This window comes from Sphingomonas radicis, assembly GCF_051400635.1.
GTDB lineage: Bacteria > Pseudomonadota > Alphaproteobacteria > Sphingomonadales > Sphingomonadaceae > Sphingomonas.
Window position 1 is genome coordinate 113,557 of sequence record NZ_JBLFFG010000001.1, and the last position, 21,236, is coordinate 134,792.

Sequence of the window (21,236 nt, forward strand, 5' to 3'; positions counted from 1 at the left end):
GTCTGCGGCGGTTTGACTACGCTAAGGAGATTCCATGGCCCGCAAGAAGATCGCGCTGATCGGCGCCGGCAACATCGGCGGCACGCTCGCACACCTCGCAGCACTCAAGGGCCTGGGCGACATTGTCCTGTTCGACGTGGTCGAAGGCGTGCCCCAGGGCAAGGCACTCGACCTCAGCCAGTGCGGCCCGGTCGAGGGCTTCGATGCCAGGATCACCGGCTCGAACGACTATGCCGACATCGCGGGCGCCGATGTGATCATCGTCACCGCCGGCGTCGCCCGCAAGCCGGGCATGAGCCGCGACGACCTGCTCGGCATCAACCTCAAGGTGATGAAGGCAGTCGGCGAAGGCATCGCCGCCAACGCGCCCGACGCGTTCGTGATCTGCATCACCAACCCGCTCGACGCGATGGTGTGGGCACTGCGCGAATTCTCGGGGCTACCGCACCAGAAGGTCGTCGGCATGGCCGGCGTGCTCGACTCGGCACGCTTCAGCCACTTCCTCGCCGACGAGTTCCAGGTCTCGGTCAAGGAAGTGAACAGCTTCGTGCTCGGCGGCCACGGCGACACGATGGTCCCCGTCGTGCAGTATTCGACCGTCGCCGGCATCCCGATCCCCGACCTCATCAAGCAGGGGCGCTCGACCAAGGAGCGCATCGACGCGATCGTCCAGCGCACCCGTTCGGGCGGCGGCGAGATCGTCGGTCTGCTCAAGACCGGCTCGGCCTTCTATGCTCCCGCCACCTCGGCGATCGCGATGGCCGAGAGCTATCTCTACGACCAGAAGCGCCTGCTGCCCTGCGCCGCGCACCTGACCGGCCAATATGGCGTCGACGACCTGTACGTCGGCGTGCCGGTGATCATCGGCGCGAGCGGCGTCGAGCAGATCGTCGAGATCGAGCTCGACGACGAGGCCAAGGCCAACCTCCAGGTCTCGGTCGACGCGGTCAAGGAACTGCTCGTCGCCTGCAAGGGCATCGATTCTTCGCTGAACTAATCCCGCGCTTCCCGCGCGTCGCAACACAGGAGCAGGTGCCCGCATGAGCATCCTCGTCGACAAGAACACCAAGGTCATCACTCAGGGCATGACGGGCGAGACCGGCACGTTCCATACCCAGCAGGCGCTGGCCTATGGCACGCAGATGGTCGGCGGCGTCACGCCGGGCAAGGGCGGCACCGAGCATATCGGCCTGCCCGTGTTCGACACCGTCGCCGAAGCGAAGTCGAAGACCGGCGCCGACGCGAGCGTGATCTACGTGCCGCCGCCCTTCGCCGCCGACTCGATCCTCGAGGCGATCGACGCCGAGATCCCGCTGGTGGTGTGCATCACCGAGGGCATTCCGGTGCTCGACATGGTCAAGGTCAAGCGCGCGCTCTCGGGCTCCAAGACTCGCCTGATCGGCCCGAACTGTCCCGGTGTGCTCACTCCCGGCGAGTGCAAGATCGGCATCATGCCGGGCTCGATCTTCTCCAAGGGTTCGGTCGGTGTCGTGTCGCGTTCGGGCACCCTCACTTATGAGGCGGTGTTCCAGACCACCAACGCGGGCCTCGGCCAGACCACTGCGGTCGGCATCGGCGGCGATCCGGTCAACGGCACCAACTTCATCGACGTGCTCGAGCTGTTCCTGGCGGACGAGGCGACCCAGTCGATCATCATGATCGGCGAGATCGGCGGTTCGGCCGAGGAAGAGGCGGCGCAGTTCCTCAAGGACGAGGCCAAGCGCGGTCGCAAGAAGCCGATGGCCGGCTTCATCGCGGGCCGCACCGCGCCTCCGGGCCGCCGCATGGGCCATGCCGGCGCGATCGTCTCGGGTGGCCAGGGCGGCGCCGAGGACAAGATCGCGGCGATGGAAGCGGCGGGCATCAAGGTCGCCGCGAGCCCGTCCGAGCTCGGCTCGACGCTCGTCGAAGTGCTCAAGGGGTAATCTGCTGGGTTCGCGCGCCTATATGGGAATATGGGAGCGCTAACAGGAACGGAACTGATCATGGGCCATGAGAGCCTGGACTTCGACGACATCGCCGGCGGCGTGAGCCCCGCCTTCGTCGAGACTTTGTACCGCCGCTACAAGAACGACCCCGGCTCGATCGAGCCGGGCTGGCGGACTTGGTTCGAGGGGCTGGAGAACAGCGCCTCGGGTCCGAGCTGGGCCAATCCGCGCTGGCCGCTGACCGAGACCGATGCGCTCACCGCGGCGCTCGACCCGACGCAGATGGAGCCAGCGCCCAAGCCCGCCAAGGGCGGCGCACCTGCTCCCAAGGCGGCGGCTCCGGCGGCGTCCGAAGCGGACATCGCCAAGGCCGCGGGCGATTCGATCCGCGCGATGCTGCTCATCCGCACCTACCGCGTGCGCGGGCACCTCGCCGCCAACCTCGATCCGCTCGGCCTCTCGCGTCACGAGCTGCCCGCCGACCTCACGCCCGAATATCACGGCTTCACCGGCGCCGATCTCGATCGCCCGATCTATCTCGGCGGCACGCTGGGGCTGGAGAAGGCGAGCGTGCGCGAGCTCGTCGAGATCCTGCGCGCCAATTACTGCGGCAACGTCGGCCTCGAATATATGCACATCGCCGATGTCGAGGAGCGCCGCTTCCTCCAGGAGCGGATGGAGGGCAAGGACAAGGCGATCACCTTCACGCCCGACGGCAAGAAGGCGATCCTCTCCAAGGTGATCGAAGCCGAGCAGTGGGAAAAGTTCCTCGGCAAGAAATACGTCGGCACCAAGCGCTTCGGGCTGGACGGCGGCGAGGCGATGATCCCCGCGCTCGAGGCGGTGATCAAGTACGGCGGCCAGTTGGGCGTGCGCGAGATCGTATACGGCATGGCCCACCGCGGCCGCCTCAACGTGCTCGCCAATGTGATGGCCAAGCCGTTCCGCGTGATCTTCCACGAGTTCGCCGGCGGCACCGCCAACCCCGAGGATGTCGGCGGTTCGGGCGACGTGAAATACCACCTCGGCACCAGCACCGACCGCGAGTTCGACGGGATCAGCGTCCATATGTCGCTGGTCGCCAACCCCTCGCACCTCGAAGCCGTCGATCCGGTCGTGCTCGGCAAGGTCCGCGCGCTCCAGACGATCCGCGGCGATCTCGCGGAGCATGAGCAGGCACTACCCGTGCTCATCCACGGCGACGCCGCCTTCGCGGGCCAGGGCATCGTCTGGGAATGCCTCGGCTTCTCGGGCATCCGCGGCTACAATACCGGCGGCTGCATCCACTTCGTCATCAACAACCAGATCGGCTTCACGACCAGCCCGCAGTTCGCGCGCTCGTCGCCCTATCCGTCGGACGTCGCCAAGGGTGTCCAGGCGCCGATCCTCCACGTCAATGGCGACGATCCCGAGGCGGTGACCTTCGCGTGCAAGGTCGCGATCGAGTTCCGTCAGAAGTTCAAGCGCGACGTCGTGATCGACATGTGGTGCTATCGCCGCTTCGGCCACAACGAAGGCGACGAGCCCTCGTTCACCCAGCCGCTGATGTACGCCAAGATCAAGCAGCACCCGCCGGTGAGCGAAGTCTATGGCGCGCGGCTCAAGGCCGAGGGCGTGATCGACGACGGATTCGTCGGCGAGAAGACCAGCCAGTTCACCACGCTGCTCGAAGGCGAGTTCGAGGCGGGCAAGTCGTATCTGCCCAACAAGGCGGACTGGTTCGCCGGTCGCTGGTCGGGCCTCTCCGCCCCCGCCGACGCGGAGACTGCCCGGCGCAGCGTCGACACCGGCATCGAACAGAAGCTGTTCGACAGCCTCGGCCGCACGCTGACCGAGGTTCCAGAGGGGCATGAGATCCACAAGACGCTCGCGCGCGTGCTCGACGCCAAGCGCGAGATGTTCAAGTCGGGCGCGAATTTCGACTGGGCGACCGGGGAGGCGCTGGCGTTCGGCTCGCTGCTCTCCGAAGGCTTCGGCGTTCGCCTCTCGGGCCAGGATTCAGGCCGCGGCACCTTCTCGCAGCGCCACGCCGTCTGGGTCGACCAGAAGACCGAGGCAAAGTACGTGCCGCTGTCGACGATCCCGCACGGCAATTTCGAAGTGCTCGATTCGCCGCTCTCCGAATATGGCGTGCTCGGTTTCGAATATGGCTATGCGCTGGCCGATCCCAAGGCGCTGGTGCTCTGGGAGGCGCAGTTCGGCGACTTCGTCAATGGCGCGCAGATCATGATCGACCAGTTCATCGCCGCGGGCGAGGCCAAGTGGCTGCGCGCCAACGGTCTGGTGATGCTGCTGCCGCACGGCTATGAAGGCCAGGGCCCCGAGCACAGCTCGGCACGCCCCGAGCGTTTCCTCCAGCTCTGCGCGCAGGACAATATGCAGGTCGCCAACGTCACTACGCCGGCGAACTATTTCCACCTGCTGCGCCGCCAGATGCACCGCAACTTCCGCAAGCCGCTGGTGCTGATGACGCCCAAGTCGCTGCTGCGCCACAAGATGGCAGTGTCGAAGGCCGAGGATTTCCTGGGCGAAAGCCACTTCATGCGGATCCTCTCGGATCCCGGCGCGCCCGCGGATGCCGACGTGAAGCGTCTCGTGCTGTGCACCGGCAAGGTCGCCTATGACCTGATCGAGGCACGCGATGCGGCAGGCGACAAGAACACCGCGATCGTGCGGATCGAGCAGCTCTATCCCTTCCCGGGCGAGCCGCTCACCGCGCGCCTCAAGCGCATGGCCAATGTCGAGGAAGTGGTCTGGGCGCAGGAAGAGCCGAAGAACAACGGCTATTGGTTCTTCGTCGAACCCTTCATCGAGGCGTGCATGGTCGAGGCCGGCATCAAGCCGCAGCGCCCGCGCTACGCAGGCCGCGCCGCGGCGGCATCGCCCGCCACCGGCCTGATGAAGCGCCACACCACCGAACAGGGGGCACTCGTCGCCGATGCGCTCGGCCACAATGTCCGCGAAGAAATCCGTCGTACCCGGAAGGCTTGATATGACCGACGTGAAGGTGCCCGTGCTGGGCGAATCGATCACCGAAGCGACCGTTGGCGAGTGGCTCAAGAAGCCGGGCGACGCTGTCGCGCTCGACGAGCCCATTGCCAGCCTCGAGACCGACAAGGTCTCGGTCGAAGTCCCCAGCCCTGTCGCCGGCGTGATGGGCGAGCAGCTCGCCAAGGTGGGCGACACCGTCGAGGTCGGCGCAGTGATCGCGACGATCGGTGAGGGCGGCGCAGCCGCCGCGGCTCCTGCTCCGGCATCGGCCCCTGCCGCCCCGGCGCCCGTCGCCACCGGCGCGCAGACCGGCCCCGGCGAGCAGGTCCGCGAGCGCAGCGGTGACGTGGATGCCGCGGCGCTCTCGCCGTCGGTGCGCCGCGCCGTGCTCGAAACCGGCGTCGATCCCTCGACCGTCCAGGGCACCGGCAAGGACGGCCGCCTGACCAAGGACGACGTGATCGCCGCCGCGAGCAGCAAGCCGGCCGCCGCACCTGCGGTTGCTCCCGCGCCCGCTCCGGCCGCCGCGCCGGCGACCTCGGGGGGCCGCAAGGAAGAGCGCGTCCGCATGACGCGCCTGCGCCAGACGGTCGCGAAACGCCTAAAGGAAGCTCAGAACACCGCCGCGATGCTCACGACGTTCAACGACGTCGACATGACCGAAGTCATTGCCGCGCGGACCAAGTACAAGGATCTGTTCGAGAAGAAGCACGGCGTCCGCTTGGGCTTCATGGGCTTCTTCGTGAAGGCCGCGGTGCAGGCGCTGCGCGACATCCCGTCGGTCAACGCTTCGATCGAAGGCGACGAGATCGTCTATCACGATTATGCCGACATCTCGGTGGCGGTCTCCGCGCCGCAGGGCCTGGTCGTTCCGGTGATCCGCGACGCGCAGGACATGTCGGTCGCCACGATCGAGCGCACGATCGGCGACTTCGGCAAGCGCGCCAAGGAAGGCACGCTCAAGATGGAGGAGATGAAGGGCGGCACCTTCACCATCTCCAACGGCGGCGTGTTCGGCTCGCTGATGTCGACGCCGATCATCAACCCGCCGCAGTCGGCAGTGCTGGGCCTCCACCGCATCGAGGACCGCCCCGTGGTCCGCGACGGCCAGGTTGTCATCCGCCCGATGATGTATCTGGCGCTCAGCTACGACCACCGCCTGATCGACGGCCGCGAGGCTGTGACGTTCCTCGTCGCGCTCAAGAACGCGATCGAGGACCCGACCCGCCTGCTGATCGACCTGTAAGGTACCGGAACGGAACCCCACATCCGTTCGGGCTGAGCTTGTCGAAGCCCGCAATCCCGGACGGAGGAAAGCGCCCCGCGACAAGCACAGGGCGAACGGAGTGCAAGATGGCAGAGTATGATTTCGACGTCCTCGTGATCGGTGCCGGCCCCGGCGGCTATGTCGCGGCGATCCGCGCCGCGCAGCTGGGCCTCAAGACCGCCTGCGCCGAGAGCCGCGAGACGCTGGGCGGCACCTGCCTCAACGTCGGCTGCATTCCCTCAAAGGCGCTGCTCCACGCCTCCGAGCTGTTCGACGAAGCCGCATCGGGCGTGCTCGCCAAGTTCGGCGTCAAGCTCGGCTCGGTCGACCTCGACCTGCCCGCGATGATGGGCGAGAAGGAAAAGGCCGTGAAGGGCCTGACCGGCGGCATCGAGTTCCTGTTCAAGAAGAACAAGATCGAGTGGGTGAAGGGCCTCGCCACTTTCCAGGACGCGCACACCGTCAAGGTCGGCGACCGCACCGTCACCGCGAAGAACATCGTCATCGCCACCGGCTCGTCGGTCACCCCGCTCCCGGGCATCGAGATCGACCAGAAGGTCGTGGTCGATTCGACCGGCGCCATTGCGCTGGAGAAGGTGCCTGAGCACCTCGTCGTGATCGGCGGCGGCGTGATCGGGCTCGAGCTCGGCTCGGTGTGGAAGCGCCTCGGCGCCAAGGTCACCGTGGTCGAATATCTCGACCAGCTCCTCCCCGGCATGGACGGCGAGGTCCGCAAGGAAGCTGCCAAGATCTTCAAGAAGCAGGGCATGGAGCTCAAGCTCTCGACCAAGGTCACCGGCGTGCAGGTGAACGGCGGCAAGGCTACCGTGACGATCGAGCCCGCCGCGGGCGGCGCTGCCGAAACGCTCGAGGCTGACGCCGTGCTCGTCTCGATCGGCCGCCGGCCCAACACCGAGGGTCTGGGCCTCGAGAAGATCGGCCTCGCCACCAACCAGCGCGGCCAGATCGAGACCGACCACAGCTTCCGCACCGCCGTCGAGGGCGTCTGGGCGATCGGGGACGTCATCCCCGGCCCGATGCTCGCGCACAAGGCCGAGGACGAAGGCATCGCGGTCGCCGAGAACATCGCCGGCCTCGCCGGCATCGTGAACCACGACGTGATCCCCTCCGTGGTCTACACCCATCCCGAGATCGCCGGCGTCGGTCTCACCGAAGAGGCGGCGCGCGAGAAGGGCGAGGTCAAGGTCGGCAAGTTCCCCATGGCCGGTAACAGCCGCGCCAAGGCGATCGACGACACCACCGGCTTCGTGAAGGTCATCGCCGACGCCAAGACCGATCGCGTGCTCGGCGTGTGGATCGTCACTTCGGTCGCCGGCACGATGATCGCCCAGGCCGCGCAGGCGATGGAGTTCGGCGCGACCAGCGAGGACATCGCCTACACCTGCCACGCCCATCCGACGCACAGCGAGGCGATCAAGGAGGCCGCGATGGGCGTCCTCGGCAAGCCGATCCACGTCTAAGGCCGTCTACCCTCTCAGCCTGCATTCCCCTCCCGCAATCGGGAGGGGAACTCACGCCGCTTCCCCCACCGGCAGCACTTTCACCCGCCCCAGCCGCGTAATCGCCGCAGTCAGCACCGCCGCCACGAACGCCGCGAGCCACAGCGCGCCCCAGCCCCAGCGCAACTGCGCCGCCGCGCCCGATACTGCCCCGGCCAGGAACCCGATCCACAGCGCGAGATAGGGCACCCAGCCCCAGCGGTCACGGTCGCCCATCAGCGCGCCGGCGAGCTTCTGCCCGATCCGCACCAGCGATCCGGTCATGTAGGTCAGCCCGATCGTCACTTCGCCTTCGCGGTTGAACACGCCGTTCTCGGTGCCCATCGCCGCCGCGAGCAGCAGCAGCACGAGCGGCCCCGGCGCGAAGCTGGCGAGACCGGCGGCGAGCAGCAGCAGCGCCGTGACCGCCCCCATCACCACCGGCTTGTGCCCCTCTCCCCGCGCGCGAACGATCACGCTCGCCAGGATCACGCCGCTCAAGAAGCTCAGGATCAGCGCGCCGGCCATGGCCGCGTCTCCGGCGACGCCGGTGCCCAACCCCACGGCGAGCCGCGTCGAATTGCCGCTCATGAACGAGGCGAAGAACCCGCCCAGGCTGGTGAAGGCCAATGCGTCTACGAAACCGGCAAGCGCGGCGAGACAGACGGCTACCGCGATCAGCGGTGACTCGGTGCGATGCATGGCCCCCTAATGCCGCAGCCGGGCGCCGCTCGCCAGCCCGAGTTTGACGCGGCCGGCCGGGAAGGAGAGAAAGCGGCGATGCAAGCTCAAGTCGCCACCCAGATTGGCCCCATCCTCCCCTGGCTCGACTTGTTCGGAATCGCCGTCTTCGCCGCCACCGGTGCGCTCGCCGCCACGCGCCACCGGCAGACCTTCGTCACGGCCGTGTTCTTCGCGCTGATCACCGGGGTCGGCGGCGGAACGGTGCGCGACTTGCTGATCGGCGCCCCGGTGTTCTGGATCCACGATTCGCGTTTCGCCGCGCTGTGCCTCGGCGTCGCCCTGCTGGTGTGGATCACGCCCGCGCGCTGGTGGAACGACCGGACCTTCGACTGGCTCGATGCCTTCGGGCTCGCCGCCTATGCCGCGTTCGGTGCCGCCAAGTCGCTGGGCTATGGCATCCCGCCGGTGCCCGCGGCACTGATGGGAGTGATGACGGCGTGCGTCGGCGGCATCATCCGCGACGTGCTCGCGGGCGAGCCTTCGATCCTGATGCGCCCCGAGCTCTACGTCACCGCCGCCGCGCTCGCCTCGTCGCTCTACGTCGGCCTCACGCTCGCGGGCCTCGCTCCCTTCCCCGCCGGCGCCATCGCCGCCACCTCGGGCTTCGGGCTGCGCGCCGCAGCGATCGTGTGGAAGCTCGGCCTGCCGGCGTATCGGGGGCGGCAGTGACGCAAGATTGGCTCACGCGAAGCCGCCCCTAGTCCCGCACCACGCCCACATCGGCGAACTTCCTCGGCTCCACTGGCGGCACGCGCGGCTCGTTGAGCTCGCATTGCCAGATGCCCACGTCCATCCACTGGCCGTGCTTGAAGCCGACTTCGCGGAACACGCCCGTCCGCCGGAAGCCCACCGATTCGTGCAGCCGGATCGATGCGTCGTTGGGCAGCGCGATCGTGCCGATCGCATGGACGAAGCCCTGCGCCCGCAGCGTGTCGATCAGTGCGTCGTAGAGCAGCCGTCCCGCGCCCTGGCCGTGCGCAACATCGGCCATGTAGATCGCGCTCTCAACCACATAGCGATAGGCAGGCCGCTCGCGGAACCGCCGGGCATAGGCATAGCCGATCACCCCGCCGTCGGGATCGCCGTTGGTCGCGACCAGCCAGGGATAGAGCCCGTCGCTCTCGGCCATCCGGCTGCGCATCGCGCGCGTGTCGGGCGGCTCGATCTCGAACGAAGCGGTGCCGGTCAGCACATGGGGCGCATAGATGGCGGCGATCGACGCGGCGTCCTCCGGCGTGGCTGCCCTTATTGCGATCAAAGTCCGATCCTCCCCAGCACCATTTCCAGCAATGCCCTGTCCTCCGGCCGCGCGAGCGCCGGCCCCATTCCCATGCATTCCAGGCACCGCGCCTGCAACGATCCGCCCGTCGCCAGCCGGCGCGCGTCGCCCAGCGCCTGTGCCATCAGCGCGCGCCGCTCGGCAGCGATGCGGGCCCAGATATCCGCGCCCGCGGGCTGGTCCGCCCAGTCGTCCTCGCTGTCGTCATCCTTGGTGAAGCCCTCGAGGAACTTGATCCATTCGCTGGGCTCCTTCTCGAGGTACACTGGGCGGACCTTGGCGGGATCGAGCTTGGCGCGCCGCGCCGCTTCCTCCACCGCCGCCTGCAGCCCACCGAACCGGTCGACCAGCTTGAGCTGGTGCGCGAGGCCGCCCACCCACACGCGGCCCTGCCCGATCTCGTCCACGCGCTGCGGCGTCAGCTTGCGCGATTGCGCCACCAGGCCGATGAAGCGGTTATAGCCGTTCTCGATCGCCGACTGCAGGATCCGGTCGGTCACCGGGTTGATCCCGCCCAGCACATCGGGCTGTCCCGAGAGCGGCGTCGAACGCACGCCGTCAGTCGTCACGCCGATCTTGGCCAGGCTGTTCTCGAAGCTTGGCAGCACGCCGAAGATGCCGATCGATCCGGTGATCGTGTTGGGCTCGGCGAAGATCGCGTCGCCTGCAGTCGACACCCAGTATCCGCCGCTCGCGGCCAGGCTCCCCATCGAGACCACCACCGGCAGCCCCTGCGCCTTGGCTTGCAGGATCGCCTGGCGGATCTGCTCGGATGCCATCGCCGATCCGCCCGGCGAATCGACGCGCACCACCAGCGCCTTGAGGTTCTTCTCGGCAAGTCCCTTGAGCAGCAGGCTGCTCACCGTGTCGCCGCCCGCGGTGCCGGGGCCCGCCTTGCCGTCGACGATCTCGCCCGCGACCGTGATCACGCCGATCGCGTCGCCCGTGCCCGGCGCCGGGTGCGCGGCGATCCAGTTGGCGAGCTTGATCGACTTGAAGTTGCCCGCGGGCTTGCCCGAAGGCGCGCCGGCAATCTCCGCGACGCGCTTTCCGAATTCCAGCCGCCCGCCGGTCTTGTCGACCAGCCCATAGGCCAGGTTCGAGGCCGCGATGTCACCGCGCGAGGCAGCGATCACTTCGTCCGGTTTGGTGAGATAATCGGCGATCCGCGCCTTTGGTCGCGCCTTGGTCACGGCCTCGCGCCACTGGGCGAACAGCGCACCCTGGAGCGCCTCGTTCGCCTCGCGCGCCTCGGGCGACATGTCGCTGCGCGTGAAAGGCTCGACCGCCGACTTGAACTTGCCGACCTTGTAGACGTGCGTCGTCACCCCAAGCTTGTCGAGCAGCCCCTTGTAATAGAGCTGGGTGCCGCCGGGACCGGCGAACACCGTGCCGCCCTGCGGGTTGACCCAGATTTCGCTGGCATTGGCCGCGATCGCATAGCCGTCGTCCGAATAGCCGGTTGCATAGGCGAGCACCGGCTTGCCGCTCGCGCGTACCCGGCCCACCGCCGCGGCGACTTCGCTCACCGCCACCGGATAGCCGCCCAGGAACCGGTCGAGATCGAGCACCACTGCCTTCACCCGGCCGTCGGTCCGCGCCGAATCGAGAGCGCGCACCACGTCGCGCACGCGGTGCTGCTTCATCACCTCGCCGCCGCCGAACTGGGCGAAGGGATCGGCCTCTTCGGGCTGCTCGACGATCGTCCCGTCGAGCGCCACCACCAGCGCCCCCTCGCGGATGGCGGCCGCGTTCGGCTTGTACGAAAGCGCGGCGAACAGCCCCGCGAAGAACAATAGCATGAAGACCAGGACGAGAAAGTCCTTGATCCCGACGAGAATCTTCCAGGCGCCCCGAACCAGCTTCACAGCCACGCTCCTTCGCTATGCGGCCTCTCGTGCCTAACGAATGCGGACGGCTGCGTAAACGCCCCGTCTTATTTCACCAATACAGGTCCGCAACGATGCAGCCGAAACGGTGCACAAATCGCAGCCGGACCCGTTGACGAATCCCCGACGGCTACGCATATCCCAGCCCGTTAGCACTCGGGGGGACTGAGTGCTAAGAAACGTTCAACCCTAAAGAGGAACAGGCGCAATGAACTTCCGTCCGTTGCACGACCGCGTGCTCGTCCGCCGCGTCGAAGCCGAGGCAAAGACCGCCGGCGGCATCATCATTCCCGATACCGCCCAGGAAAAGCCGCAGGAAGGCGAAGTCGTCGCTGTAGGCAGCGGCGCCAAGGCCGAAGATGGCAAGGTGACTCCGCTCGACGTCAAGGCCGGCGACCGCATCCTGTTCGGCAAATGGTCGGGCACCGAGGTCAAGGTCAATGGTGAGGACCTCCTCATCATGAAGGAATCCGACATCCTCGGGATCGTCGGCTAACTTTTCCCCGTTCGCCCTGAGCTTGTCGAAGGGCGCGCTGCCGCGAGCGTATCGCGGGTGGAGGGTTGGGCTTCGACAAGCTCAGCCCGAACGGAAATCCCATCAAAGGAGCCAAGCAAATGGCAGCCAAGGACGTTAAGTTTTCCCGCGACGCGCGCGAGCGCATCCTGCGCGGCGTCGACATCCTCGCCGATGCCGTCAAGGTCACGCTGGGGCCGAAGGGCCGCAACGTCGTGATCGACAAGTCGTTCGGTGCCCCGCGCATCACCAAGGACGGCGTCACCGTCGCCAAGGAAATCGAACTCAAGGACAAGTTCGAGAACATGGGCGCCCAGATGATCCGCGAAGTCGCGTCGAAGACGAACGACCTCGCTGGTGACGGCACTACCACCGCCACCGTTCTGGCGCAGGCGATCGTCCGCGAGGGCATGAAGTCGGTCGCGGCCGGCATGAACCCGATGGATCTCAAGCGCGGCATCGATCTCGCAGTTACCAAGGTCGTCGAGGACATCAAGTCGCGCTCGAAGCCGGTCGCCGGTTCGAACGAGATCGCCCAGGTCGGCATCATTTCGGCCAACGGTGACACCGTGGTCGGCGAGAAGATCGCCGAGGCGATGGACAAGGTCGGCAAGGAAGGCGTGATCACCGTCGAAGAGGCGAAGGGTCTCGAGTTCGAGCTCGACGTCGTCGAGGGCATGCAGTTCGACCGCGGCTATCTGTCGCCCTATTTCATCACCAATCCGGAAAAGATGACGGTCGAGCTCAACGATCCGTACATCCTGATCCACGAGAAGAAGCTGTCGAACCTGCAGGCGATGCTCCCGATCCTGGAAGCCGTCGTCCAGTCGGGCCGTCCGCTGCTGATCATCGCCGAGGACATCGAGGGCGAGGCTCTGGCCACGCTCGTCGTCAACAAGCTCCGCGGCGGCCTCAAGGTCGCAGCCGTCAAGGCGCCGGGCTTCGGCGATCGCCGCAAGGCGATGCTCGAGGACATCGCGATCCTCACCAAGGGCGAAGTCATCTCGGAAGATCTCGGCATCAAGCTCGAGAGCGTCACGCTCGGCATGCTCGGCACCGCCAAGCGCGTCTCGATCGACAAGGACAACACCACCATCGTCGACGGTGCGGGTGAAGCCGATGCGATCAAGGGCCGCACCGACGCGATCCGTCAGCAGATCGAGAACACCACCAGCGACTACGACCGTGAGAAGCTCCAGGAGCGTCTCGCCAAGCTCGCCGGCGGCGTTGCCGTGATCAAGGTCGGCGGTGCTTCGGAAGTCGAGGTCAAGGAGCGCAAGGACCGCGTCGACGACGCGCTGCACGCGACCCGCGCTGCGGTCGAAGAGGGCATCGTCCCCGGCGGCGGCACCGCGCTGCTCTATGCGACCAAGGCGATCGAAGGCCTCAAGGGCGCCAACGACGACCAGACCCGCGGTGTCGATATCGTCCGCAAGGCGCTCTACGCGCCGGTCCGCCAGATCGCGCAGAACGCCGGTCACGACGGTGCGGTGATCTCGGGCAAGCTGCTCGACGGCAACGACCCCAATCTGGGCTTCAACGCCCAGACCGAGGTCTATGAGAACCTGGTCGCGGCCGGCGTGATCGACCCGACCAAGGTCGTCCGCACTGCACTCCAGGACGCGGCCTCGGTCGCCGGCCTGCTCATCACCACCGAAGCGGCGGTGAGCGAGCTGCCGGAAGACAAGCCTGCGATGCCGATGGGCGGCGCCGGCGGCATGGGCGGCATGGGCGGCATGGACTTCTGATCGCGAACGGCCTGAACCAGCCTCGCTGATTCAGGACTCGTTCCGATCCGGACGGCGGGCGGCGGCAAGCCGCCGACCCGACCGACGGCGCGAATTCACTTCGCGCCGGCCCCGCTGAACAGAGAAAGGAAGGGCCGGGGAGCAATCCCCGGCCCTTCTGCTATTCTGGACATGCGCGCACCTAACACAGCATTTACCATGGCTTAGCACTTGCCCGATATGCCCCCACTGATGACCGCGGCGCGCGCCCATCACCTGCTGATCGCGCTGATCCTGCTGCTCGCCGTGGTGCTGCGGGTGGCCGCCCTCTCCCCTTACGCAATTCATCACCCCGACGAGGCGCTGCAATATCTCGAGCAGGCACACCGGCTCACGACCGGAACCGGGCTCGTCCCCTGGGAATACCGCCTTGGCATGCGGAGCTGGCTCGTGCCGTTGCTGCTCGCGGGGCCGATGTGGCTGGGCGACGCTATCGCACCAGGTTCGCTGCTCTATGTGATTCTGGCACGCCTCACCGCCGCCATTTTCGCTTTCGCTGCGGTAATGGCCGCTTATTGGGTCGGCCGCCGTATCTCGCCCGCGCATGGATTGATGGCGATGCTCGTCGCCGCGATCTGGTACGAGAACGTCTATTTCTCGGTCCATGTCCTGACCGAAATCCTCTCGGCCGCAGCCTTTCTTTCGGCCGTTGCGGTGCTCACTCCCGGGGCATCACGCCGCCGTCTGGTGGCCGGCGGCGCTTTGCTCGCGCTGAGCGCGATCATTCGCTTCCACTATACGCCCGCCATCTTGGCATTTGCGCTGATATCGTTCGGCTTCCGCTGGCGCGATTGGCTTTGGCTTGCGCTTGGCGGACTCGGCGCAGCGCTCATCAGCAGCGCCGTGGACCTTGCGATGGGGCAATGGCCGTTCGCCTGGGTCTATCAGAACTTCCACCAGAATGTGATCGCCGACAAGGCATCCGAGTTCGGGCGCCTCGGCGCGGAAGCCTATGGACAGATGCTCTGGCTGCACTGGAGCGTGGCGATCGTACCGATCCTGTGGCTGGCAGCACTGGCGGCAAGGCGCTTTCCGGCGCTGGCGGCCGCGGCTCTGGTCAATCTGGTCGTGCACCTTGCCATAGGGCACAAGGAATATCGCTTCATCTTCCTGACCGTGGAGATCGTTGTCCTTCTCGCCGCGATCGGCTCGGTCGATCTGGTGGACAGGCTACGGCGCGACCTGAGCGGCCGGGCGCCAGGCCGCAACTTGATGCTGGCAGGCGCGGTAGGTTTGTGGGCGCTGGCTTCGGGTATCCTCGCCTTTTCGGACCTATCCAATCCTGGCTGGCGCCGGTTCGAAGGCGGGTTCCGGCTCGCCCGGCAGGCAGCGGAGCATCGCGCGTGCGGCGTCGCTCTGATGGGCGACAATTATTGGGCGACCGGCGGGCACCTCTATCTGGGCGGCCTTCCGCTTCACTATATTTTCCCGGCAGATGCAGCCGTTGAATCTAATGAGATCGCCGCGACCCGGCACGCCTATGATGCGATCATCGCGCCCGAAAACCGCATGACGCCGCAAGGCTTCCGGCGTATCGATTGCCAAGGCGAAGGCCGCGAGCATCTCTGCCTTGCGATCCGCACGGGCGGTTGCCGGCGCGACGCTGCTTCGGACGCCAGATTGTTGCAGCGGGTGATGGAAGCGCACGACCGGTGAAGCCGAAAAAGTGGCGAAGAGCAAAGACAGGGTTGACCTGGTCGCATGAATTCTCAACTGCATCGACCAAATAGGAGGGTCGCTAGTGTTTCAATGGATTGCCGGTCGTGTGCGTTGTTTCTCGGGTAAGCATGAGCGGTCGGAAAAGCACATCGAACGGGGTGCGGAATCGGATCGCTTCGTGAGCAAGTGCCGCTTCTGCGGGGTGCCGATGAAGCGGCGTGCGAAGCGCGATTGGGTGGTGATCTCCCGCGCGCAATATCGCGACGAGCGCTCCACCGCCTGACCGCCGGAGTGCATTGGCACTCTAACACACAAAAGGCTTTCCTTCCCCGCCGCGGCGCGACAGACTGCGGGTTCAACTGCGCGCTGTGCCTACCGGCGCCTCTTTCGGGGAAAGCCAGAAGAATGACCGAATTGTCCCGCCGCGAGGCGCTCGCCGCTGCCGCGCTCGCCAGCCTTGCGGCCGCCGCGCCCGCCTGGGCACAAGGCGCTGCCGCCAGCACCGGCGCACTCTGGGACCTCACCGAAATCTATCCCAGTGATTCCGCCTGGGATGCCGCGCGCAAGCAGGCGCTCGCGGCGCTCGGCGGCATCGCCAAATACAAGGGCCGGCTCGGCGAGAGCGCCGACGTGCTCGCCGAAGCGCTGGTCCTCCAGTCCGATCTCGGCCGCACCGTCGCGCGGGTCTACACCTATGCCAGCCTCAAGGCCGACGAAGACGTCCGGGCCGCGACGTGGCAGGAGCGGCAGGCCCAGGCGATCGATCTCTACACCGCGTTCGGCGAGGCGACGGCGTGGTTCTCGCCCGAGATCCTTGCCATCGGGAAGCCGAAGATCGACAGCTTCGTCGCCGCCAACCGCACGCTCGGCTCGCGCTTCGACTTCTACCTCGCCAACATCGTCCGCCAGGCCGCGCACACGCTTTCCCCCGAAGGCGAGGCGATCCTGGCGAGCGCCTCCGCGCCGCTCCAGGCGCCCGACGACATCTCGGGCCAGCTCCGCTCGTCGGACATCCCGTGGCCGACGATCAAGCTTTCGACCGGCAAGGAAGTGCGGCTCGACAGCCAGGGCTATACGCTCAATCGCGACGCGCCCAACCGCGCCGATCGCAAGGCAGTGTTCGATGCCTTCTGGGGCGCGCACGGCAAGTTCCAGAACTCGTTCGGCGCCACGTACAACGCGCAGGTCAAGAGCGACATCTTCATCGCCAAGGCGCGCAAATATCCCACTTCGCTGGCAGCGGCACTGTCCGGTGCCAACGTGCCCGAGACAGTCTATCGCACGCTGGTCGCCGAGACCAACAAGGGCCTGCCCCAGCTCCACCGCTATTTCGAACTCCGTCGCCGGATGCTCGGGCTTCCCGACATCCATTATTACGACATCTATCCGCCGCTGGTGTTGCTCGAGCGCAACTTCAGCCTCGACGAGATGCGCCGCCTGACGCTGGAAGCAGTCACGCCGCTGGGTCCCGACTATCAGGCGCGCATCGCCAAGGCGACGGCGGCGAAATGGATGGATCCCTGGCCCCGCCCCGGCAAGCGCCCGGGCGCGTACATGCAGCCCGGCGCCTATGACGTGCACCCCTATCTGCTGCTCAACCTTTCCGAGAAATACGACGGGATGAGCACCTATGCGCACGAATGGGGCCATGCGCTCCATTCGCTGCTCGCCAACTCGGCCCAGCCCTATGAGAAGGCCGATTACTCGATCTTCCTCGCCGAGATCGCCTCGACGCTCAACGAGCAGCTGCTGGTCGCGCGCATGCTCGGCCAGGCGAAGACCAAAGAGGAGAAGCTCTTCTACCTCGGCCAGCAGATGGAGAATTTCCGCGGCACCTTCTTCCGCCAGACCATGTTCGCCGAATTCGAGCTCAAGGCGCACGACATGGCCGAAGCGGGCGAAGGCCTGTCAGGCAAGAAGTTCACCGACGTCTATTTCGACCTGCTGCGGCGCTATCATGGTCCGAAGATGGGGCTCGATCCCGCATATGGGAACGAATGGGCGTTCATCCCGCACTTCTACAACAGCTTCTACGTCTATCAGTACGCCACCTGCATCGCGGCAGCGACCTACTTCGCCCAGGCGATCCAGAAGGGCGGCGCGAAGGAGCGCGACAATTATCTCTCGGTGCTGAAGGCCGGCGGATCGGACTATCCGGTCGAAATCCTGAAGCGCGCCGGCCTCGATATGGCCAGTCCCGCTCCCTATCAGGCGCTGGTCGCGACCTTCAAGGACACGCTCGACCAAGCCGAGGTGCTGCTAGCTTAGGGCCTCCTTATCGGTGATGGGGCGCGGCCTCGCGCCGCGCGCGACGTCACCGGTTCATCGCCTCCATGATCTTCTTGACCTCCTGGCTGCGTCCGCGCGGGAGCACCAGCACATCGTCGCCTGCAGCAACCACGATCAGGTCGCTGACGCCCACCACCGCCACCCGGCGCCCGGGCTCGGCCTGGACGAGGCAATTGCTCGCCTCGATCGTCACCACATGGCCGCGCACGACGTTGCCGCCGGCATCGGGATCGCTGATCGCGTGGAGCGCGTCCCAGCTACCCACGTCGCTCCAGCCCATCGAGACAGGAACGACTGCAACCCGCGGCGCTTTTTCCATCACGGCATAGTCGATCGAATCGGCCGGCGAGGCGGCGAAGGCATCGGCATCGGGGAAGATCCGCCTATCCTGGCGCACCGCCTTGTCCATCGCGTTTCGCGCCGCAACGAGCATCTCCGGCGCGTGGACGCTCAGCGCACCCAGATACATGTCCGCCCGGAAGAGGAAGATGCCGCCGTTCCACACATGATCGCCCGCCGAGAGCATCGCCTCGGCCTTCTCGCGCGGCGGCTTCTCCACGAACTGCTCGACCCGATGCACCCCGGGCTGCAGCGCTTCGCCGATCTGAATCCATCCATAGCCGGTCTCAGGCGTCTCGGGCGCAATCCCGAAGGTGATCAGCCAGCCTTGCTCGACCAGCGGCAGCGCGGCCTTGATCGCCGCGTGAAAGGCGTCGACGTCGGCGATGACATGGTCCGACGGCATCACCAGGATCGGGTCGGAGCCGCCGCCCGCGGCAATCGCCGCCAGCGCGATCGCCGGCGCAGTGTTGCGTCCCGTCGGTTCGAGCACGAGCGCCTGCGGGACCACTCCCACCAGCGCCAGCTGCTCTTCGACCAGATCGGCGTGGAAAGCATTGGCGACGACGATCGGTGGCGCAAACTCCTCACCCGACGTCCGCTTCACCGTAAGCTGCAGCATCGTCTGCTCTGCAGTGAGCGACAGCAGCTGCTTGGGTTTTTCCGGCCGCGACATCGGCCAGAGCCGCGTCCCCGATCCGCCAGACAGGATGACAGGAATGATCGGCTTCGAATCCGGCATGCGAACTGGTTCCCTGTTGATCGGAAGAGGCGAGACTGGGTGCAAGTGTCTGCCCCACAATAGGGTTCAACTATGCGAACGCGAAACGGTTTCCGAAGATCAGGGGGTTTTCAACGCCATCCCGGATTTCGCTTGTGTCGGATTTGTTTACACTTTCCCGCTAATCCGGTCGGGACATGACTCGCCCGCTCCAGCATGATGTGCCGAACGCCGCGCTGCGCTCCGGGCCGCTCGAAAGCGGGCGCTGATGGTTTCGACGCTCCTTCTCTGGTCGCATGCGATCGCGGCGCTGCTGTTCGGCGGGCTGGCCTTCCGGACGCTCCGGAATGCAGAGCCCGGCGTCCCGCGCCGCCCGCTCGCCGCAGCACTCGCACTCACGGCATTCTGGGCGCTTGCGGTCGCGGGGCTCGGCATGACCGACGCGGGCACGCGGCTGGCAGAGGCCCTGCGCAACCTCGCCTGGATCGGCTTCATGATCGTGCTCCAGCGCAACGATCGCAACGCGCGCCCGCCGCTCGCGCTCGGCACCGTCTACGGAGTCGTGGTGCTGGTCGCGCTTGCCTCGCTCGTTGCCGATCTGAGCGGAGGCACGCGATCGGCGGGCACTGCAGTCGCAGCGGAGACCGCCCTGCTCCTCCACATGCTGCTGGCGGTGGCCACGCTCGTGCTGGTGCAGGCACTATACTCTGGCTTTCCCCGCGCGGTGGGCGGGGGTCTCCGCTGGGTGGTATTCGCGCTCGCGGGGTTCTGGGCGACCGACTTCCTGCTTTCGGCGGATGCCTATATCGAGGGGCATTACCGGCCCGAGTCAGCCGTCATCCGCGGCCTGGCCATGATGGCAGTCGCGCTCGCGATCGGCATGGGGCTGCACCGCAAGGGCGAATGGAAGGTGCAGGTCTCGCGCACGGTGACCTTCCAGTCGCTCTCGCTGGTCGCCATCGCCGCCTATTTTGCCCTGCTCGGGCTCGCCACCAGCGCCATCGCCACGATCGGCGGAAGCAACACGCGGCTCTTCCAGACCGCGTTCGTATTCGGCTCGACCGTCGCGATCCTCACGCTCGTGTCCAACAGCTGGCTCCGCGCGTGGCTGAAGGTGAAGCTCGCCAAGCATTTCTTCCGCCACCGCTACGACTATCGCGCCGAATGGATGCGGTTCACCGACACGCTCGGCGCGGCCGAAGGCGGCGGGCCGCTCGACGAACGCATCCTGAAGGCGATCGCGGACCTGACTCTGTCGCCCGCCGCAGTGCTGCTGGTGCCCGAAGGCGCGGGCCTCGGGCCGGGCGCCAGCTGGAACTGGGACCGCAGCACGTTGCCAGCCGTCCCCGCGCAGGAACTCGCCGGCCATCTCGAAGCCACCGGCCGGATCGTCGAGCTCGACGCGATCCGCCGCGATGGCGCCGCGAGCCCTGATGCGTCCGCCGTCCCGCAGTGGATGCTCGATCTGCCCGAGGCTTGGGCAGTGGTGCCGATGCCGCACCTGAATACCCTCGCAGGCGCGATCCTGCTCGCGCGCCCGCCGCTCGACCGCGCGCTCGACTGGGAGGATTTCGACCTGCTCAAGGTCGCCGGCCGCCAGGTCGCCTCGTACCTTGCCGAAGCGCGCGCGCAGGAGGCGCTCGCCGAAGCCCAGCGTTTCGACGAATTCAACCGCCGCTTCGCCTTCATCCTCCACGACATCAAGAATCTGGTGAGCCAGCTCACGCTCACCGCGCGCAACGCCGAGCGCCATGCCGACAATCCCGCATTCCGCGCCGACATGATCGCGACGCTCCAGGATTCGGCCGGGCGGATGAACGCGCTGCTCGCGCGCCTTTCGCAGCACCACCGCTCCCGCGCCGAAGCCCCGCGCGCGATCGAAGTGATGCCGCTGATCGAACGTCTGGCAGCCAGCCGCAGCGTGCAGCACCCGGTCGTCACACTCGGCGCGCCCACCGCGGTCGCGCTCGCCGATCCGACCGCGCTCGAGCAGCTCCTCGATCACCTGATTCAGAACGCGATCGAGGCGAGCCCGCCCAACGAACCCGTCACGCTGGCAGTGGGCGTCGAAGCGGACAGCGTGACGATCAACATCGTCGATCGCGGCTGCGGCATGTCGCCCGCCTTCGTCCGCGACCGGCTGTTCAAGCCCTTCGTCTCGTCCAAGCCCGACGGGTTCGGCATCGGCGCCTTCGAGGCGCGCCAGCTCGCCGAAGGGATGGGCGGGCGCATCGAAGTCAATTCGCGCGAAGGCAAGGGCACGCGCTTCCAGGTTATCCTGAAGGCTGCGCATGCGGCCGATTTCGCCGTGGGGAGAGCGGCATGACCGA

At 66.7% G+C, this 21,236-nt stretch carries 15 protein-coding genes; 11 read left to right on the forward strand and 4 right to left on the reverse strand.

Annotation, left to right across the window (positions count from 1 at the left end; genetic code table 11):
• The first annotated feature begins 34 nt into the window (after positions 1-34).
• The 5 genes from mdh (at position 35) to lpdA (ending at position 7,667) form a co-directional block, all read left to right on the forward strand.
• On the forward strand, positions 35-997 hold the full coding sequence (gene mdh / locus ACMGDH_RS00550; protein WP_436825973.1) for a malate dehydrogenase: 963 nt from the start codon (positions 35-37) through the stop codon (positions 995-997).
• Positions 998-1,040: 43 nt separating this feature from the next.
• Positions 1,041-1,925 carry a succinate--CoA ligase subunit alpha gene (gene sucD / locus ACMGDH_RS00555; protein WP_436825974.1) on the forward strand — a complete coding sequence of 295 codons (885 nt, stop codon included), beginning with the start codon at positions 1,041-1,043 and terminating at the stop codon, positions 1,923-1,925.
• 60 nt (positions 1,926-1,985) lie between these two features.
• Positions 1,986-4,919 carry a 2-oxoglutarate dehydrogenase E1 component gene (locus tag ACMGDH_RS00560; protein ID WP_436825975.1) on the forward strand — a complete coding sequence of 978 codons (2,934 nt, stop codon included), beginning with the start codon at positions 1,986-1,988 and terminating at the stop codon, positions 4,917-4,919.
• Between the two features lies 1 nt (position 4,920).
• On the forward strand, positions 4,921-6,165 hold the full coding sequence (odhB, locus tag ACMGDH_RS00565; protein ID WP_436825976.1) for a 2-oxoglutarate dehydrogenase complex dihydrolipoyllysine-residue succinyltransferase: 1,245 nt from the start codon (positions 4,921-4,923) through the stop codon (positions 6,163-6,165).
• Between the two features lie 107 nt (positions 6,166-6,272).
• The gene (gene lpdA / locus ACMGDH_RS00570) at positions 6,273-7,667 is read left to right on the forward strand and encodes a dihydrolipoyl dehydrogenase (protein WP_436825977.1); all 1,395 of its coding nucleotides are present in this window, start codon (positions 6,273-6,275) and stop codon (positions 7,665-7,667) included.
• A gap of 51 nt (positions 7,668-7,718) precedes the next feature.
• Here lpdA and ACMGDH_RS00575 read toward each other — a convergent pair whose 3' ends face one another.
• Complete coding sequence (locus ACMGDH_RS00575; RefSeq protein WP_436825978.1) at positions 7,719-8,387, reverse strand: YoaK family protein; 669 nt, start codon at positions 8,385-8,387, stop codon at positions 7,719-7,721.
• Positions 8,388-8,465: 78 nt separating this feature from the next.
• Here ACMGDH_RS00575 and ACMGDH_RS00580 point away from each other — a divergent pair, with 78 nt between their 5' ends.
• Positions 8,466-9,098: a trimeric intracellular cation channel family protein gene (locus tag ACMGDH_RS00580; protein ID WP_436825979.1), complete on the forward strand. Its 633-nt coding sequence runs from the start codon at positions 8,466-8,468 to the stop codon at positions 9,096-9,098.
• Between the two features lie 28 nt (positions 9,099-9,126).
• Here the strand turns inward: ACMGDH_RS00580 and ACMGDH_RS00585 are convergent, their stop codons facing one another.
• A complete protein-coding gene (locus ACMGDH_RS00585) occupies positions 9,127-9,687 on the reverse strand; it encodes a GNAT family N-acetyltransferase (protein WP_436825980.1) in 561 nt (186 codons plus the stop codon).
• Positions 9,684-11,576, reverse strand: a complete 1,893-nt coding sequence (sppA, locus tag ACMGDH_RS00590) for a signal peptide peptidase SppA (protein ID WP_436825981.1) — start codon at positions 11,574-11,576, stop codon at positions 9,684-9,686. The genes ACMGDH_RS00585 and sppA overlap by 4 nt, the downstream gene beginning before the upstream one ends.
• Before the next feature lie 229 nt (positions 11,577-11,805).
• On the opposite strand from sppA, the gene groES reads away from it, so the two are divergent.
• From groES to pepF, 4 genes are all read left to right on the forward strand, one after another.
• Positions 11,806-12,093, forward strand: a complete 288-nt coding sequence (gene groES, locus ACMGDH_RS00595) for a co-chaperone GroES (protein WP_294059390.1) — start codon at positions 11,806-11,808, stop codon at positions 12,091-12,093.
• 119 nt (positions 12,094-12,212) lie between these two features.
• Positions 12,213-13,859: a chaperonin GroEL gene (gene groL / locus ACMGDH_RS00600; protein ID WP_436825982.1), complete on the forward strand. Its 1,647-nt coding sequence runs from the start codon at positions 12,213-12,215 to the stop codon at positions 13,857-13,859.
• A gap of 219 nt (positions 13,860-14,078) precedes the next feature.
• Positions 14,079-15,554, forward strand: a complete 1,476-nt coding sequence (locus ACMGDH_RS00605; protein WP_436827193.1) for a glycosyltransferase family protein — start codon at positions 14,079-14,081, stop codon at positions 15,552-15,554.
• A 408-nt stretch (positions 15,555-15,962) separates the two neighbouring features.
• Entirely contained in the window at positions 15,963-17,825 is a 1,863-nt protein-coding gene (pepF, locus tag ACMGDH_RS00610; RefSeq protein ID WP_436825983.1) for an oligoendopeptidase F, read from the forward strand.
• A gap of 46 nt (positions 17,826-17,871) precedes the next feature.
• Here pepF and ACMGDH_RS00615 read toward each other — a convergent pair whose 3' ends face one another.
• Positions 17,872-18,927, reverse strand: coding sequence for a mannose-1-phosphate guanylyltransferase/mannose-6-phosphate isomerase (locus ACMGDH_RS00615; RefSeq protein WP_436825984.1), 1,056 nt, complete (start codon positions 18,925-18,927; stop codon positions 17,872-17,874).
• Between the two features lie 247 nt (positions 18,928-19,174).
• On the opposite strand from ACMGDH_RS00615, the gene prsK reads away from it, so the two are divergent.
• On the forward strand, positions 19,175-21,232 hold the full coding sequence (gene prsK, locus ACMGDH_RS00620) for an XrtA/PEP-CTERM system histidine kinase PrsK (RefSeq protein WP_436825985.1): 2,058 nt from the start codon (positions 19,175-19,177) through the stop codon (positions 21,230-21,232).
• The last annotated feature ends 4 nt before the right edge of the window (positions 21,233-21,236 follow it).